The following is a 16,049-nucleotide window of genomic DNA, read 5'->3' on the forward strand; positions in this document are numbered from 1 at the left end:
GCGCGATTATGGTCTACAACTTACGAAGTCGCAGCCGGTTGATCGCGTGGTCGTTGTCCTTGCGTAACACCATGGTCGCTCGTGGTCGCGTCGGCAGGATGTTCTCCACCAGGTTCGGCAGGTTGATCGAATGCCACAGATCCTCGGCCGCGATCTGCGCGTGGTCGTCGGACAGGCCGGCGTAGTGATGGAAGTGCGAGGACGGATCGGTGAACGACGTCTTGCGCAGCGCGAGAAAGCGCTTGACGTACCAATTCTCGATGTCCTCGATGCGCGCGTCGACGTAGATGGAGAAATCGAACAGGTCCGAGACCATCAACCGCGGTCCGGTCTGTAATACGTTGAGCCCCTCTACGATCAGGATGTCGGGCTGCCGGACCATGTGGTACTGGCCCTTGACGATGTCGTACGAGACGTGCGAGTAGACCGGAGCGCCCACCTCCTCGGTCCCGGACTTGACCTCGGTGACGAACCTGAGCAGCTTGCGCCGGTCGTAACTTTCGGGAAAACCCTTGCGGTGCAAAATGCCTCGACGCATGAGCTCTGCCGTCGGGTACAGGAATCCGTCGGTGGTGACCAGATCGACCCGCGGATGATGGTCCCATCGGGCCAGGAGTGCCTGCAGCACACGGGCCGTCGTCGACTTTCCGACGGCGACGCTGCCCGCGACACCGATGACGAAGGGGACCTGACGGTCGGGGTGCTTCTCCCCGAGGAACGTCGCGGTCGCGGCGAAGAGCCGTTGCCGGGCGGCGACCTGTAGGTGGATCAGTCGTGCCAGCGGCAGGTAGACCTCGGCCACCTCGTCCAGATCGATCTGTTCACCGAGTCCACGCAGACCGACGAGTTCTTCCTCGGTGAGTACCAACGGCGTGGATTGGCGCAGCGTGCGCCACTGCACACGGTCGAACTCGACGTACGGACTGGACTCGCTCACGCACGGCTCCCCTCGTGCGCGTTTTGCGTACTTGGGGGCATGCAAAACGCGCACGATGGGTCCGGAAGTCGCATGGTTCCAGATTGTGCTCGGTGCCGGCCGATCGCGCACGGGCGGGGTCGTTCGCCGTACTAGGGTTCGGATATGGATGCTGCTTCCCTCGTTCGCGAATACCTGCTGCTGGGCTTGAGTTTCGACCGGCTCGAAGACGGATTCGTCGACGCATACACCGGCGACCCCGAGTTGCGTCGCATCACCGAGAACGCCCCCGCCCCCGAGCCGCGTGAGCTGATTCGTCGAGCGCAGACCCTGCGCGCAGAGCTCGGCAACGTCGATCTGACCCCCGAGCGCACGACGTTCCTGGACGTCCACCTGCGCGCTCTCGAATGCTCGGCACGCAAGTTCGCAGGCGAGGACATCGGCTTCGTCGACGAGGTGTACGCCTACTTCGACGTCCGCATCGCCCCCGGTGATCAGGACCAATACCTGCAGGCGCACCGCAAGATGGACGAGGTACTGCCGGGTCCGGGCTCACTGAGCGAACGGTTGATCGCCCACCGCCAGGCCGACGTGATTCCGGCCGATCGATTGCAGGACTGCGTCGAGGCGTTCTCGTCTGCGCTACGCGACCGCGTCCGCGCCGAATACACGCTCCCCGACACCGAGAAGGTGACCTACGAGGTCGTCGGAGACAAGCCGTGGTCGGGATTCAATTACTACCTCGGCAACTTCCAGTCCACAGTCGCGATCAATTCCGACATCGAACAGCAGATGGCCAACCTGCCACACCTCATCGCACACGAGTCCTATCCCGGCCACCACACCGAGCACTGCCGCAAGGAGACGGGACTCGTCGGCGCAGGTCAGCTCGAGCAGACCTTGTTCGTGGTCAACACCCCGCAGTGTCTGATGGCCGAGGGGCTGGCCGACCACGCCCTCGGTGCGATCGTCGGCGAAGGCTGGGGACTGTGGGCGCAAGAGATCTACGCCGATCTGGGACTGCGATTCGACGGTGAGAAAGCCGAACGCCTCTCGGCTGCTTCGAGCCGGCTGTTGGGGGTGCGTCAGGACGCGGCCCTGCTGCTGCACGATCAACACAAGAGCGAGGACGACGTGGCCGCCTACCTGGAGCGTTGGTCGCTGGCATCGCCGAAGCGTGCCCGGCACAGTCTGCGATTCCTGTCCTCCCCACTGTGGCGGGCATACATCAGCACCTACGTCGAGGGCTACAAGCTGCTCGCGGGCTGGTTGGACCAGGGCACGACCCCGAGCGAGCGCGCGCAACTGTTCGGCAGGCTGCTCGACGAGCCACTGACACCCGGTGCAGTGCGCGTCTCGTAAACTGGCCCAGGTCCGTTGTTTATTGATGCCCCCTTACTCTGCTGTCCCTTGGAGACTCCTGTTATGACTGACGTCAACAACCTGTCACTGGCCGAGCTCGATCCCGAGGTCGCCGAGGCGATGGCAGGTGAACTGGGACGTCAGCGCGACACCCTCGAGATGATCGCGTCGGAGAACTTCGTTCCCCGCGCAGTGCTGCAGGCCCAGGGCAGTGTCCTGACCAACAAGTACGCCGAGGGCTACCCGGGTCGCCGCTACTACGGCGGTTGCGAGCACGTCGACATCGTCGAGGACCTCGCGCGCAACCGCGCCAAGGAACTCTTCGGTGCCGAGTTCGCAAACGTGCAGCCCCACGCGGGTGCGCAGGCCAACGCAGCCGTACTGATGGCGCTGATCAATCCGGGCGACAAGATCATGGGCCTCGATCTGGCGCACGGTGGCCACCTCACCCACGGCATGAAGCTCAATTTCTCGGGCAAGCTCTACGAGGTCGAGTCCTACGGTGTGTCGAAAGAAGACCATCGCATCGACATGGACGAGGTGCGCAAGCAGGCCATCGCCGCCAAGCCTCAGGTGCTGATCGCAGGCTGGTCGGCCTACCCACGACACCAGGACTTCGCCGCGTTCCGCTCCATCGCCGACGAGGTCGGCGCACTCCTGTGGGTCGACATGGCGCACTTCGCCGGACTCGTCGCTGCGGGCCTGCATCCCTCACCGGTGCCCTACGCCGACGTCGTCTCCTCCACCGTGCACAAGACCCTCGGCGGACCCCGCTCCGGCATCATCCTGGCCAAGAAGGAATGGGCCAAGAAGCTCAACTCCGCAGTGTTCCCCGGCCAGCAGGGCGGACCGCTGATGCACGCGATCGCCGCCAAGGCCGTGGCCTTCAAGATCGCCGGAACACCCGAGTTCAAGGAACGTCAGGAGCGCACTCTCCTCGGCGCATCGTTGCTCGCCGAGCGCCTCACCGGCTCCGACGTTGCTGACAAGGGCGTCTCCGTCCTCACCGGCGGAACCGACGTGCACTTGGCACTGGTCGACCTGCGCAACTCCGAGCTCGACGGCCAGCAGGCCGAGGACCTCCTGCACGAGGTCGGCATCACCGTCAACCGCAACGCAGTGCCCTTCGACCCGCGCCCGCCGATGGTCACATCGGGCCTGCGCATCGGCACCGGCGCTCTGGCAACCCGCGGATTCGGCGAAGCCGAGTTCACCGAGGTCGCCGACATCATCGGTACCGCACTGGCCACCGGCGAAGCCAGCGATTCCCTCAAAGACCGCGTCGTGAAACTGGCACAGAGCAAGCCGCTGTACGAGGGCCTCGAAGACTGGAAGCTGCTCGGCTGATCCTGTTTGGGCACCCCGGTCCGCGTCAATGGACCATTGCACCGCTCAGACGTAGGTAGTGGTCCATTCACGCAGCACCCCGGTTCGCGTCAATGGACCATTGCACCGGTCAGACGTGTGCAGTGGTCCATTGACGCATCCGGGGAGGGCGGTTTCGGCACCGATCGGCTGACGACCTGGGGCGGTTCGGCCGTAACGCGTTGTTCACCGACACGCCAGACTTCCAGCGAGCCGAACCTCGATTTCGGCGGTACCGTCGGCAGTAACAGGCAGCGGGGAAGCTACCTGTGCGGGAGGTTCTGATACGTGACTGAGCTAGTGAGCGCGAGAGGGCCGGTACCCGGTCCTCGTGTCACCTGACACATCGGACCCGACCGGCCGAGCGACAGAGTTTGCGCGGTGCCGCGCAGACGTAGGAGCCCCACGTGACCACTTCACGCTCCGTTTCCGCCCCTCTTCGGACATTCGTGCTCGATACCTCGGTCCTTCTCTCGGATCCCTGGGCAGTCATTCGGTTCGCCGAGCACAATGTGGTACTTCCGCTGGTGGTCATCAGCGAGTTGGAGGGCAAACGCCACCATCACGAATTGGGATGGTTCGCGCGGGAATCCTTGCGCATGCTCGACGACCTTCGCGTCGAATTCGGCCGACTCGACCAGCCGGTTCCCATCGGAACATCGGGTGGCACACTGCAAGTCGAGCTCAACCACACCGATCCGTCAGTTCTTCCCGTCGGATTTCGCACCGACTCCAACGATTCTCGAATCCTCGCCTGTGCCCTCAATCTGAAGGCCGAAGGCAAGGACGTCGTCCTCGTCAGCAAGGACATTCCGTTGCGCGTAAAGGCGGGTGCAGTCGGTCTTCCCGCCGACGAGTACCACGCTCACGACGTCGTGCCGTCCGGTTGGACCGGCATGACCGAGCTCGACGTGCCGTCCGCCGCAGTCGACACACTCTTCAACGACGGCATCATCGACCTGGCCGAGGCGCGAGACCTGCCGTGCCACACCGGAGTTCGATTGCTTGCCGGACGGCAGAGTGCGCTGGGGCGGGTCACGCCCGACAAGCAGATCCAGCTCGTGCGCGGCGAGCGCGAGGCATTCGGCTTGCACGGACGTTCGGCGGAACAGCGTGTGGCGCTGGATCTTCTGCTCGACGAGAGCATCGGCATCGTCTCCCTCGGCGGAAAGGCCGGTACCGGTAAGTCGGCTCTGGCGCTCACTGCCGGCCTGGAGGCCGTCCTCGAACGACGCTCGCACCGGAAAGTCGTTGTCTTCCGGCCCCTGTATGCCGTCGGCGGACAGGAACTCGGCTACCTGCCCGGTAGCGAGAGCGAGAAGATGGGACCCTGGGGCCAGGCGGTCTTCGACACCCTCGAAGGTCTCGCGAGCCCCGAGGTGATGGAAGAGGTCATCGCCCGCGGAATGCTGGAAGTGTTGCCACTGACGCACATTCGCGGTCGATCGCTGCACGATTCCTTCGTGATCGTCGACGAGGCACAGTCACTCGAGCGCAACGTGCTGCTGACGGTTCTGTCCCGGCTGGGGTCGGGCTCACGCGTCGTACTCACCCACGACGTCGCCCAGCGTGACAACCTCCGCGTCGGACGCCACGACGGCGTTGCTGCCGTGATCGAAAAGCTCAAGGGCCACCCGCTTTTCGCTCACATCACCCTCACCCGCAGCGAGCGCTCACCGATCGCGGCACTGGTGACGGAAATGCTCGAGGAATTCGGACCCTCGGGAGCCTGACCTCCCTGTCGGCGTGGAGCCTGTGGGTCGTTCCGCAGGCTCCACTCCTGCCTCCTAGTCCGCTACGAAAGTTTCACTCACCTCGGCTACCGTCCCACGAGGGCTCGAAACAACCCTCGTGCAACACCTTTCAAGAAATCGACGGTGTCGAAATAGTCTCGCCACACAGCTACTTTGCCGTCGCGCAGCTCGAAGGTTCCGCACACCCAGAACTCGACGCGAACCCGACGCCAGATGAGGGCGTCGGTGCGTTCGGTGAGGACGATGTCTCCGTCGGCCGCGAGGTTGTGCATCGTGACATCGAAACCGAAGGCCGGCCTGGCGAGCAACGCCAGGAACCTCCCGACGTTCGAGGTACCGCGTACCTTCGGTAACCCGACGTTGTGCCACACGATTCTCTCGTCGAGAAGGCCCAGTGCGCGATCGGTGTCGCGAGACCTCAGTGCATCGAACAGATCTTCCACGATCTCGGTCGCCTGCTGTGTATCGGTCATGTTGTGTGTCACCCCGTCTGTCGCTGTCGAGAATTTCGAGTGTGACAGCGTTCGTCTCGAATGTCGCCCGAGAAGCAAATCGGCCCGCCACCGACACAGTGCGACGACTGCTGGAAAACGCGAAGGAAGACCCGCATCGACCTGGCATTGGGAGAATTCACAGAGGTCAGGGGCACGACGTCGGGTGTTCGGGCGCAGGCGCTACGGTTACCGCATGTCTACGAACCTGTCCGACGGTGATCTGCTGGTCCGTTTGGAGCCCGCGGTCGAAGAGAATCTACGACGCCATATCGAGGCTGCGAGCGAGTGGCACCCCCACGACCTCGCGCCGTTCGACGACGGCAAGAACTTCGCCTTCCTCGGAGGCGAGGACTGGACGCCCGAGCAGTCGCACCTCAGTGATGTCGAAATCCTGGCCGCGACGGTCGCTGTTCTGGTGGCCGACAACCTGCCCGCGTACCACCGCGAACTGGCCCACGCGCTCACCGGCCTCGGAGCCTGGTGGAAGTGGACCGGCCGCTGGACGTCGGAGGAGAACCGGCAGTCGATCGTCTTGCGCAACTACCTGGTGCTCACCCGCGCTGTCGATCCGGTGGCGCTCGAGCGCATCCGGATGGAGCACATGACACTGGGCTACGACGCGCCGAGCCATCATCTGCTCGACATTCTGGCGCACTTCGCCATCGAGGAAGCTGCCGCCGCGCTTCGTCACCGGAACACAGTTGCCCTCAGCAAGGACCCGGTCCTGGCTACCATCCTCGGCAAGATCGCCGACGACGATGCGCTGCAGTCGAAATTCTTCGCGACAATCCTCGACGAGGCCTTTGCCGTGGTGCCGGACCAGGCTGCCCGGGCGATCGCAGACCGCATCAACGGCTTCAAGATCCCCGTCGTCGACCTGCCCGAGCGCGGCAGCAGCACCGTCGCCCTCGCCGAAGCCGGAATCTACGACGCCGATCAGGAACGCGAAAAGGTGTTCAAGCCCCTGCTCGCAGGTTGGAAGATCTTCGACCGCACCGATCTGGGCGAGGACGGCCTGAAGGCACGCGAGGAACTCGCGCACCTGGCCTGAGGTTCGCCCCCCCCTTTCGAAAGCGTGAATGGTCCATCGCACACGTCTCGGCGGTGCAATGGACCATTCACGCGTTCAGGGGTCTGACGGGGCGAACGGAAACCTAGTCCTTGACCTTCGCCATTGCGAGGACGTCGAGGCGCTTGTCGAGTTCGGCTTCGCTGAGCTTGTCGCCGATCAGTCCGCGGTCGATGACCGTCTGACGGATCGTCTTCTTTTCCTTCAGTGCCTGCTTGGCAACGGCGGCAGCTTCCTCGTAGCCGATTGCGGAGTTCAGCGGCGTCACGATGGACGGCGAGGACTCGGCGAGGGTCTTGAGGTGTTCGACGTTGGCTTCGAGGCCGACGATGCACTTGTCTGCGAACAGCACCGAGACGTTGGCCAGCAGCTTGAACGATTCGAGTACGTTGCGCGCCATCATCGGGATGTACACGTTGAGCTCGAATGCGCCCGACGCGCCGCCGAATGCGACTGCGGCATCGTTACCGATGACCTGTGCGGCGACCTGCGTAACTGCCTCGGGCAGAACGGGATTGACCTTACCGGGCATGATGGAGCTGCCGGGCTGCAGGTCGGGGAGGGCGATTTCGCCGAGCCCGGTGAGCGGTCCCGATCCCATCCAGCGAATGTCGTTGGCGATCTTGGTCAGTGAGACCGCGATGGTGCGCAGTGCGCCCGAGGCCTCGACGAGTCCGTCGCGTGCAGCCTGAGCCTCGAACGAATCCTTGGCCGGCGTGAGCGCGTCGATGCCGGTCGACTTGACCAGTTCCGCAACGACTTTCGGGCCGAAGCCGTCGGGTGCGTTGAGGCCGGTGCCGACCGCGGTACCGCCGATGGGCAGTTCACCGAGCCGCGGCAGGGTTGCCTCGACGCGTTCGATGCCGGCTTCGATCTGACGGGCGTAGCCGCCGAATTCCTGGCCGAGGGTGACCGGAACGGCATCCATGAGGTGGGTGCGGCCGGACTTCACGACGTGCTTCCACTCCGTGGCCTTGACCACGAGGGCCTCGTGCAGGTGCCGCAGTGCGGGCACGAGCGACGTCACGGCTGCCTCGGTGGCGGCGACGTGCGTGGCCGTCGGGAACGTGTCGTTGGAGGACTGCGACATGTTCACGTGATCGTTGGGGTGCACCTCGACGCCGTTCGCCTTGGCGATCGACGCGATGACCTCGTTGGCGTTCATGTTCGAGCTGGTGCCCGAGCCGGTCTGAAAGACGTCGATCGGGAACTGGTCGTCGTGCTTGCCGTCGGCGATCTCGGTGGCCGCCGCGATGATCGCGTCGGCCAGTGCGCCGTCGAGCAGGCCGAGGTCCTTGTTGACCTGTGCGCAGGCTGCCTTGAGCAGGCCCATCGCGCGAATCTGAGTGCGCTCGAGAGGACGCCCCGAGATGGGGAAGTTCTCCACGGCACGCTGTGTCTGGGCCCGCCAGAGCGCGTCGATGGGAACGCGAACCTCTCCCATGGTGTCGTGCTCGATCCGGAACTGCTGTTCGTCTGTCTGCGTCATGAGCCTTACTTTGCCAGTGGTGGGTGCGGTGGAGGTGAACGTGGTCAGAACGACGGTGCCTGGCCGGATTCGTCGGCGTCGAAGTCGACCGAGGAGTACTCGCGCAGCTTCTCGAGGCGGTGGTAGGCGTCGATCATGCGGACGGTGCCGGACTTCGATCGCATGACGATGGACTGGGTGTGCGCTCCGCCGCCCGCGTAGCGGACGCCGCGCAGCAGATCGCCGTCGGTGACGCCGGTGGCGGTGAAGAAGACGTTCTCGCCGGAGACGAGGTCCTTGGTGTCGAGGACGCGGTCCAGGTCGTGGCCCGCGTCGATGGCTTTCTGCTTCTCGTCGTCGTCCGTGGGTGCCAGACGCCCCAGGATGGCGCCGTCCATACAGCGCATCGCGGCGGCGGCGATGATGCCCTCGGGCGTGCCACCGATGCCGATCAGCATGTCGGTTCCCGAGTCGGGGCGGGCGGCGGCGATGGCACCGGCGACGTCACCGTCGGAGATCAACCGGATTCGGGATCCGGCGTCGCGCACCTGCTGGATCAGTTCGGCGTGCCGGGGACGATCGAGGATGCACACCGTGACGTCCGAGGCGGATCCCTTCTTGATCTTGGCGATGCGGGCGATGTTCTCGGCGACGGGCGCGGTGATGTCGATGACATCCGCGTAGTCGGGTCCGACGGCGATCTTCTCCATGTAGAAGACGGCGGACGGGTCGAACATCGCGCCGCGCTCGGCGACGGCGAGTACCGAGATGGCGTTGGGCATGCCCTTGGCCATCAGTGTGGTTCCGTCCACCGGATCGACGGCGAAGTCGACGTCGGGTCCGTTGCCGTTGCCGACCTCTTCGCCGTTGTAGAGCATCGGCGCTTCGTCCTTCTCACCCTCGCCGATGACGACGACGCCGCGCATCGAGACCGAGGCGACCAGCTGACGCATGGCGTCGACTGCAGCTCCGTCGCCGCCTTCCTTGTCGCCGCGACCGACCCAGCGACCCGAGGCGAGCGCACCGGCCTCGGTGACGCGTACGAGTTCGAGTGCGAGGTTGCGATCTGGCGCCATGGCGCGAGTGGACTCGGTGCTGGCCGTCATCGGTTTGTAGCCTCCTGTTTGGTGGGGTGTTACCCAGGCGCGATTATCTCACTTCTGTGATGCCCGCGGTGGGGTCGGGTCGGCTGTGAGGCACGCGCCGATCGAGCATCGCCGCGCAGAGGGGATACTGGTGCTGTGGCAAACAGCAAACCTCGGATTCTCAACAACAACCGCGACATGGTCTGGTCGCTCATTCCGCTGGTCATTGCGTGTCTGTTGATCGCGGGGGTTGCCAGCCAATGCTCGCTCAGCCCCGGTGGGCCCAAGCAGGGTCCCATTCCGAATTTCGACGTGAATTCCGCACTGCAGTACGACGCTGCGGAAATCGGCTTCCCGGTGCGTAATCCGGTTGTTCCCGAGGACTGGACGCCCAATTCGGGTAGCCGCGCGACCATCTCCGGCGACAGTGGAGGCGCAGCGTCGACTGTCGGATACATCACCGGCACCGGTGCTTACCTACAACTGACGCAGAGTTCGGCAACCGAGGAACAGTTGGTTCCGTTCGTGGCCGGAAGTGAGACGGCGTACGCGTCGGGCGCGCAGAACGTCTCGGGTCGAGACTGGGTGGTCTACGGCGAGGAAGGCTCACGGACGTACTGGGTTTCGGACTTCGGCGACGTGCGAATCCTGCTGGGCGGCACAGCAGGAACCGAGGACTTCACCACGCTGGCGGCGGCCCTCGAGGTCACCGAACCGCTCGTGCCCTAGCTGTCCTTCTCGGTGCTCGCGAGCGCGGTCTCGATCCGCTTGCGAGCACCGGCGAGCTGTTCCTCGCATCGAGCGGCCAGCTGCTCGCCCCGCTCCCACAGGGCGAGGGAGGCGTCCAGATCGAGCCCGCCCTGCTCGAGGATCTTCACCACACCCACCAGTTCGTCGCGGGCCTCTTCGTAGCCCAATTCCGATACCGGCTTGTCGTTCTCGCTCATCCGTACTCCTTGTGTCATTTGACTCGGCCCATGACTGCGGCGGTGACGGCACCGTCGGCCACCCGCACTCTGATCTGTGTACCCGGTGGTGCGTCCTCGACCGAACGCAGCACCTCGGGATCCGAACCCGCAACCACCCGCTGTACGACGGCGTAGCCCCGGGCAAGTGTGGCAGCAGGCCCCAGCGTCGAGAGCCGGGCCCGTAGATGCTCGACGAGCGTGTCCTGGGTGGTGAGTTCGCGTTGTACGTCGCGTCGAGCAGCGTCGAGCAGGCGTTGCACTTCCTCGCGCCGTTGGTCGAGCGAGGCCAGTGGGTCCGCCAGTACCGGTCGGTGCCGGAGCATGTCCAGTCCGCGGGCCTCGCGCTCCACCCAATTACGTAGCGCGGCAGCACTTCTCGACTTCAATTCCGAGACAAGGGCTTGTTCGGCGACGGCGTCGGGCACCACGAGTTTGGCGGCATCGGTAGGCGTTGCGGCCCGCAGATCTGCGACGTGATCGCTCAGCGGGCTGTCGGGTTCGTGGCCGATGGCGCTGACGATCGGTGTGGTGGCCCGAGAGATGGCGCGGCACAGGGCCTCGTCCGAGAACGGAAGCAGATCCTCGACGCTACCGCCGCCGCGGGCGAGGATGATGACGTCGACGTTCGGGTCGTCGTTCAGGTCCTTCAGCGCGTCCAGAATTGCCGGGACCGATTGCGGACCCTGTACCGGAGTGTTGCGAACCTCGAATCGTACTGCGGGCCAACGCCTCTGCGCGACGGTGAGCACGTCCTTCTCGGCTGCGCTGGCGCGCGCGGTGATGAGGCCGATGGTGCCCGGCAGAAACGGGAGCGGTCGTTTGAGGCGTGGGTCGAACAACCCCTCCGCGGCCAGCAGGGCTCGGAGTCGTTCGATGCGGGCGAGCAGTTCGCCGACGCCAACAGCACGAATATCCGTGGCGCGCAGCGAGATCGTTCCACGGCCGGTGAAGAACGACAGCTTGCCGTAGAGGATGACGCGCGCACCCTCGGTCAGGGGAACGGGGGAGCGGTCCAGCAACTGCGGCGAGCACGTCACCGACAACGACATGTCGGCCGACGGGTCGCGCAGCGTCAGAAACGCGGTGCGGGTGCCGGGACGAGCATTGATCTGCGTCAGCTGGCCCTCGACCCAGATGCTGCCGAGCTTGTCGATCCACCCGGCGACCTTCATGGCGACGGTACGCACCGGCCACGGTTGCTCGGCGGTGCTCGCGCCTGCCTGTGTCGAACCTGGCTGGGTGGGACCGGACTGGGTTGGGGGAGTGCTCACTTGGCCTTGGCGGTGGTGATGCGGTTGGCGAGCATCGTCTGGAAGGGTGCGCGGGAAAGCGTGTCGTTCTCGTAGTCCAGGAGAGTTTCGAGGTCCTCGATCGACAGGGTGCGCAGGCGGGCGCGCAGCTGTGCCAGGGCGAGGGTGTCGAAATCGATCATCTCGACTATCTCCGGCTTGGCAGCGGACGGAGCGCGCTTGGCCGAGGTGTCTTGCACCGGCTCGTCCAGCGGTGGCGTCGAGTACAGCGCAAAGCGGCCGTTCGCGGCAACCGGTTCGGCCACGGGCGCGTCGGGCACATCGACATCGTCGGTGATGGCAGCGTCGTCGAATCTCGAATCGGGATCGAAGGCGGTGTCGAAGGTCTCGTCGCCGTCCTCGTCGAAGCTGGCCCATGCAGGCTGCTCTTCGTGTGGGGTTCCGATGATCGGCAGGTTCGCGATGATCAGATCGCCCTTGATGGCCAGCGCCGTCACCTGTTGCTGCAGCCGCATGCTGCGCGCGAGCGCTTCGCTGACGACGGTCATCGGCAACATCAGGGCGGAACCGGGAAGCTTGCGCGCCTCTTCCACGACGGTCACCGCGACGCCGGCAGCCACACGCGCTGCAAAGGGGACTCGAGTCATGTGCACCAGACTGCCCGAAACGGTGAACTTTGGGTAGCCGACACCCTGTAGCGGGCATCGGGGCCGCGCGGGAGGGAGGCAGCCGAACAGGGTGCACGTATCCTGGACGGTATGTCTTCGGCTGTTCCTCTGAATCTTGGTATTGCACACTCCGCCGGTGCGGGTAAGTCCGCCTATGCAGGGGGTAAGCGAGTGCTGCTCGCTGAGCCGCGAGGTTACTGCGCGGGTGTCGATCGTGCGGTCGAGACGGTCGAGAAGGCACTGGAGCAGCACGGTGCGCCGGTGTACGTGCGCAAGGAGATCGTGCACAACCGACACGTGGTCGAGACGCTGTCCGATCGTGGCGCGGTGTTCGTGGAGGAGACCGACGAGGTGCCGGAGGGATCTCTGCTGGTGTTCTCGGCGCACGGTGTGTCGCCCGCCGTGCACACCTCTGCGGCCGAGCGGAATCTGCGCACCATCGACGCCACCTGCCCGTTGGTCACCAAGGTGCATCAGGAAGCCAAGCGCTTCGCCCGGGACGATTACGACATCCTGCTGATCGGGCACGAGGGCCACGAGGAGGTCGAGGGCACCGCCGGTGAGGCTCCCGATCACATTCAGCTGGTGGACGGCCCCGAGTCGGTCGGCAACGTCACCGTCCGGGACGAGAACAAGGTCATCTGGCTCTCGCAGACCACGCTGAGCGTCGACGAAACGATGACGACGGTCGCGAAACTGCGTGAGCGCTTCCCGGCACTGCAGGACCCCCCGAGCGACGACATCTGCTACGCCACCCAAAACCGTCAGGTCGCGGTGAAGGCCATGGCACCGGAATGCGACCTGGTGATCGTCGTCGGATCGAAGAACTCCTCGAACTCGGTGCGTCTGGTCGAGGTGGCACTGGGAGCCGGGGCGCGGGCCAGCTATCTGGTCGACTACGCGAAGGAAATCGACTTGGCCTGGCTCGACGGGGTCGAGACGATCGGCATCACCTCGGGTGCGTCCGTCCCGGAAATTCTGGTGCAGGGCGTCATCGAACTGTTCGCCGAGCACGGATACGCAGACGTGCAGCCGGTCACCACCGCGAACGAGACCCTGGTGTTCTCCCTGCCCCGCGAGCTACGCCCGGCTCGCTAGAACCAGATCGCGCGCAGGCTGAGCACAAAAAACGCCCCTCGTTGTGATCCACGCCCGGTACTACGGGCTCGGATCACCACGGGGGCGTTTTTCGATTCGTCGTGCGCGCAACGCCCGGCCAGTAGGCCGTTGTTCAGTCCGTGTGGCGGTCGCGGTAGCGGACCTGCGGCACCGGATGCGGGGGAATATCGTCCCGGTGCGAGGCAGGGGCGGCGTGATTGCCGTGGCCGCTGCCGGCGGTCGTGTTGCCGGGAGCACTCATCGGGGGAGTCGCGACGGGCCGCGCTCCGGTGCTGTACGGATCGGCGACCTCGCGAGGAGACTGCACTCGCGCCGAGCGCTCGCGACCAGGCTCCGACGAGTAACGGGGTTCAGCCGAATAGCGGGGCTCTGCCGTGTGCCGTGACTCGGACGACTGCCGGGACTGTGCCTGCGGATACTGCGCGCGCGGGTACTCGGGCTTCTGATAGTCCGGCTTCTGGTACTCGGGCTTGTAGTCCTGCCGGGGGGAGTCGGTGGCGGTGTATCGAGGCTGTGGTGCTGCCGGCGCAGCCGATCGACGAGGGCTCACGGTCGGATCGGTCGCGGCACGCGTACCAGCGCGAGGGGTCGCGCTGGAACGAGGGTCGGTGCGCGGGCGAGATTCGCTGCTCCTGCGGCCGACGTACGGCTCGGGCACGATGTCGGTGGCCTCGGTTGCGGACACGGTGCTGCGATCGGCCGCAGCTGCTCGCCTGCGGGACCGTTCGGGTCGTTCTTCCTGTGCTCGTCGCTGCGCTCTGGTGGGCTTGTCGTCGCTGAGCTTCGGGCTGCGTCGAGCGGCGGGAGCATGTGTGTTCTGTCGTTTGAGCACGATGCGCAGCGCGCCGAGGCCGACCGCAACCACGGTGCCGAGCAGCATCAGAGGAAAGCGGTTGACCAGCGGAATGGCGACGTTGAGGATGATGTCCTTGAGGCTGGTGCCTGCGTTGTCGGTGAAGTACTGGTACGACAGTGGCACGGCCACGAACAGGATCAGCGGGGCTTGCACCATCGCGGTGAACAGTCCGCGGAAGCGAACGAGAAGGACGCCGGCGATGCAGCCGAGGACGTACATGAACGCGAACGCACCGGTCAGCTCGGTTCCACGGGCGGCATCGATGAGGAATCCGAGAAAAGTCAGTCCCGCAGCGATCGCGACGGCACCCCAAGCGGGCACGCCGGGCAGGGTCGCGAGGATGGACCGGTGATCCAGCGGTACCCCGGAGCGGGCACGTTGGGAGGTAGACACCCCCCGAGGTTAGCCGTTGTTCAGCCGACTGCATCGCTGACATGACCGAAGTCGTGCCGGTAGCGGGATGAATCGGACAGTGTGGGTCGCTCGTCCACTCTGGCGATGTCCACGGGATCGGCGTCGAACAGCTCGAGCTCGTGCAGCTTTCTCGCCGTCACACTCACGCGGGTGTCGACCGATCCGACGGTGGAATTGAAGGACTCCACCGCCTTGCCGAGGTGGGCTCCGAGCTTGTTCAGGTGTGTCGAGACGACGCCGATCCGCGCGTACAGCTCGCGTCCCAGTTGCTGGATCCGCGCCGCATCCTCGGCCAGCGACTCCTGCTTCCACGTGTAGGCGACGGTGCGCAACAAGGCGATCAGAGTGGTGGGCGTGGCCAGGATCACGTTCCGGCCGAAGGCGTACTCGAGCAGACTCGTGTCCGAGGTGAGGGCAGCGTCGAGAAACGGGTCGCCGGGAACGAACAGCACGACGAACTCCGGTGTCGGCTCGAACGCCTGCCAGTACGCCTTGTCGGCCAACTGGTCGATGTGGGTGCGTAGCTGTTTGGCATGGCGACGCAGATTCTTCTCCCTGGTGCCGGGATCCTCGTCCTGAGCAGCGTCGAGATAGGCCGCGAACGGCACCTTGGCGTCGACGACGATCTGACGACCTCCGGCGAGGCGGACGATCATGTCCGGTCTGATGCCGTCCTTGCCGACCTGCGTGTCGAAATCGCAGTGTTTGACCATCCCCGCCAGCTCGACGACTCGTTCGAGCTGGATCTCACCCCACCGGCCCCGGATCTGCGGTGCCCGCAGCGCAGTCACCAGCTGGCCGGTCTGGGTGGACAGATGCATCGACGCTCGATGCATGCCGGTGACTTGCTCCGACAGGCCCGCGTACGCCCTGATGCGATTGTGTTCCACCTGCCGCACGTGCTCGGAGAGCGCATCGACAGCGTCGTGCAGCGGCTCGACGAGGTGGGAGATCTGCTGACCGATGACCGTCGAATTGCGTCGCGCAGAATCCTCGTTCACCGCGCCGAGCGACTGGCGGAGCAGCGCCTCGTTCTGGCGAAGAGCAGACAGTTGAGCTTCCGCTCGGACGGCCCGATCGCCCGTCCGAGAGGCATGCAACAGCCAGCCCATTGCCGCGCCGATGCCGAGAGCCACGAGCAGGCCGAACGCGGTGAGAATGTTCATGGCGCAGATGATGCAGGACGGTACCGACAACTTTCGTTCGCGAAGCCCGTCGATCACGCTGGGTTCCGACAGGCCGACTCGCCTCGGAGAGTTTG

At 65.1% G+C, this 16,049-nt stretch carries 15 protein-coding genes; 6 read left to right on the forward strand and 9 right to left on the reverse strand.

The genetic code is table 11. The annotated features are described in order from the left end of the window. Positions 1–13: 13 nt before the first annotated feature. The gene (coaA, locus tag ACNEOT_RS08400) at positions 14–982 is read right to left on the reverse strand and encodes a type I pantothenate kinase (RefSeq protein ID WP_415973704.1); all 969 of its coding nucleotides are present in this window, start codon (positions 980–982) and stop codon (positions 14–16) included. 99 nt (positions 983–1,081) lie between these two features. Between coaA and ACNEOT_RS08405 the strand changes: the two genes are divergently transcribed. The 3 genes from ACNEOT_RS08405 (at position 1,082) to ACNEOT_RS08415 (ending at position 5,376) form a co-directional block, all read left to right on the forward strand. Continuing rightward, on the forward strand, positions 1,082–2,278 hold the full coding sequence (locus ACNEOT_RS08405) for a DUF885 domain-containing protein (protein ID WP_415973420.1): 1,197 nt from the start codon (positions 1,082–1,084) through the stop codon (positions 2,276–2,278). Positions 2,279–2,341: 63 nt separating this feature from the next. Beyond that, positions 2,342–3,625, forward strand: a complete 1,284-nt coding sequence (gene glyA, locus ACNEOT_RS08410; RefSeq protein WP_415973421.1) for a serine hydroxymethyltransferase — start codon at positions 2,342–2,344, stop codon at positions 3,623–3,625. Positions 3,626–4,050: 425 nt separating this feature from the next. Further along, the gene (locus ACNEOT_RS08415) at positions 4,051–5,376 is read left to right on the forward strand and encodes a PhoH family protein (protein ID WP_415973422.1); all 1,326 of its coding nucleotides are present in this window, start codon (positions 4,051–4,053) and stop codon (positions 5,374–5,376) included. A gap of 86 nt (positions 5,377–5,462) precedes the next feature. Here ACNEOT_RS08415 and ACNEOT_RS08420 read toward each other — a convergent pair whose 3' ends face one another. Further along, positions 5,463–5,870, reverse strand: a complete 408-nt coding sequence (locus tag ACNEOT_RS08420; RefSeq protein ID WP_415973423.1) for a limonene-1,2-epoxide hydrolase family protein — start codon at positions 5,868–5,870, stop codon at positions 5,463–5,465. A gap of 214 nt (positions 5,871–6,084) precedes the next feature. Here ACNEOT_RS08420 and ACNEOT_RS08425 point away from each other — a divergent pair, with 214 nt between their 5' ends. Further along, entirely contained in the window at positions 6,085–6,942 is an 858-nt protein-coding gene (locus tag ACNEOT_RS08425; protein WP_415973424.1) for an acyl-ACP desaturase, read from the forward strand. A gap of 103 nt (positions 6,943–7,045) precedes the next feature. Here ACNEOT_RS08425 and ACNEOT_RS08430 read toward each other — a convergent pair whose 3' ends face one another. Beyond that, positions 7,046–8,449: a class II fumarate hydratase gene (locus tag ACNEOT_RS08430; RefSeq protein WP_415973425.1), complete on the reverse strand. Its 1,404-nt coding sequence runs from the start codon at positions 8,447–8,449 to the stop codon at positions 7,046–7,048. Positions 8,450–8,493: 44 nt separating this feature from the next. Continuing rightward, complete coding sequence (gene glpX / locus ACNEOT_RS08435; protein ID WP_032380529.1) at positions 8,494–9,534, reverse strand: class II fructose-bisphosphatase; 1,041 nt, start codon at positions 9,532–9,534, stop codon at positions 8,494–8,496. A 135-nt stretch (positions 9,535–9,669) separates the two neighbouring features. On the opposite strand from glpX, the gene ACNEOT_RS08440 reads away from it, so the two are divergent. Continuing rightward, on the forward strand, positions 9,670–10,242 hold the full coding sequence (locus ACNEOT_RS08440; protein WP_415973426.1) for a DUF4245 domain-containing protein: 573 nt from the start codon (positions 9,670–9,672) through the stop codon (positions 10,240–10,242). Here ACNEOT_RS08440 and ACNEOT_RS08445 read toward each other — a convergent pair. From ACNEOT_RS08445 to ACNEOT_RS08455, 3 genes are all read right to left on the reverse strand, one after another. Then, positions 10,239–10,460 (reverse strand): exodeoxyribonuclease VII small subunit, encoded by a 222-nt coding sequence (locus tag ACNEOT_RS08445; RefSeq protein WP_415973427.1) that lies wholly within the window; start codon positions 10,458–10,460, stop codon positions 10,239–10,241. The genes ACNEOT_RS08440 and ACNEOT_RS08445 overlap by 4 nt on opposite strands. Before the next feature lie 14 nt (positions 10,461–10,474). Continuing rightward, entirely contained in the window at positions 10,475–11,653 is a 1,179-nt protein-coding gene (xseA, locus tag ACNEOT_RS08450; RefSeq protein WP_415973705.1) for an exodeoxyribonuclease VII large subunit, read from the reverse strand. Positions 11,654–11,748: 95 nt separating this feature from the next. Further along, positions 11,749–12,378 (reverse strand): lipid droplet-associated protein, encoded by a 630-nt coding sequence (locus tag ACNEOT_RS08455; protein ID WP_415973428.1) that lies wholly within the window; start codon positions 12,376–12,378, stop codon positions 11,749–11,751. Positions 12,379–12,489: 111 nt separating this feature from the next. Between ACNEOT_RS08455 and ACNEOT_RS08460 the strand changes: the two genes are divergently transcribed. Then, positions 12,490–13,497 carry a 4-hydroxy-3-methylbut-2-enyl diphosphate reductase gene (locus ACNEOT_RS08460; RefSeq protein ID WP_415973429.1) on the forward strand — a complete coding sequence of 336 codons (1,008 nt, stop codon included), beginning with the start codon at positions 12,490–12,492 and terminating at the stop codon, positions 13,495–13,497. A gap of 133 nt (positions 13,498–13,630) precedes the next feature. Here the strand turns inward: ACNEOT_RS08460 and ACNEOT_RS08465 are convergent, their stop codons facing one another. Together ACNEOT_RS08465 and ACNEOT_RS08470 are read right to left on the reverse strand one after the other, a co-directional pair. After that, positions 13,631–14,767, reverse strand: a complete 1,137-nt coding sequence (locus tag ACNEOT_RS08465; protein WP_415973430.1) for a DUF6542 domain-containing protein — start codon at positions 14,765–14,767, stop codon at positions 13,631–13,633. A 20-nt stretch (positions 14,768–14,787) separates the two neighbouring features. Next, entirely contained in the window at positions 14,788–15,954 is a 1,167-nt protein-coding gene (locus ACNEOT_RS08470) for a DNA recombination protein RmuC (RefSeq protein ID WP_415973431.1), read from the reverse strand. Positions 15,955–16,049: the final 95 nt, after the last annotated feature.

Origin of the sequence: Rhodococcus sp. 077-4 (assembly GCF_047782425.1) — a bacterium.
Taxonomy (GTDB): domain Bacteria; phylum Actinomycetota; class Actinomycetes; order Mycobacteriales; family Mycobacteriaceae; genus Rhodococcoides.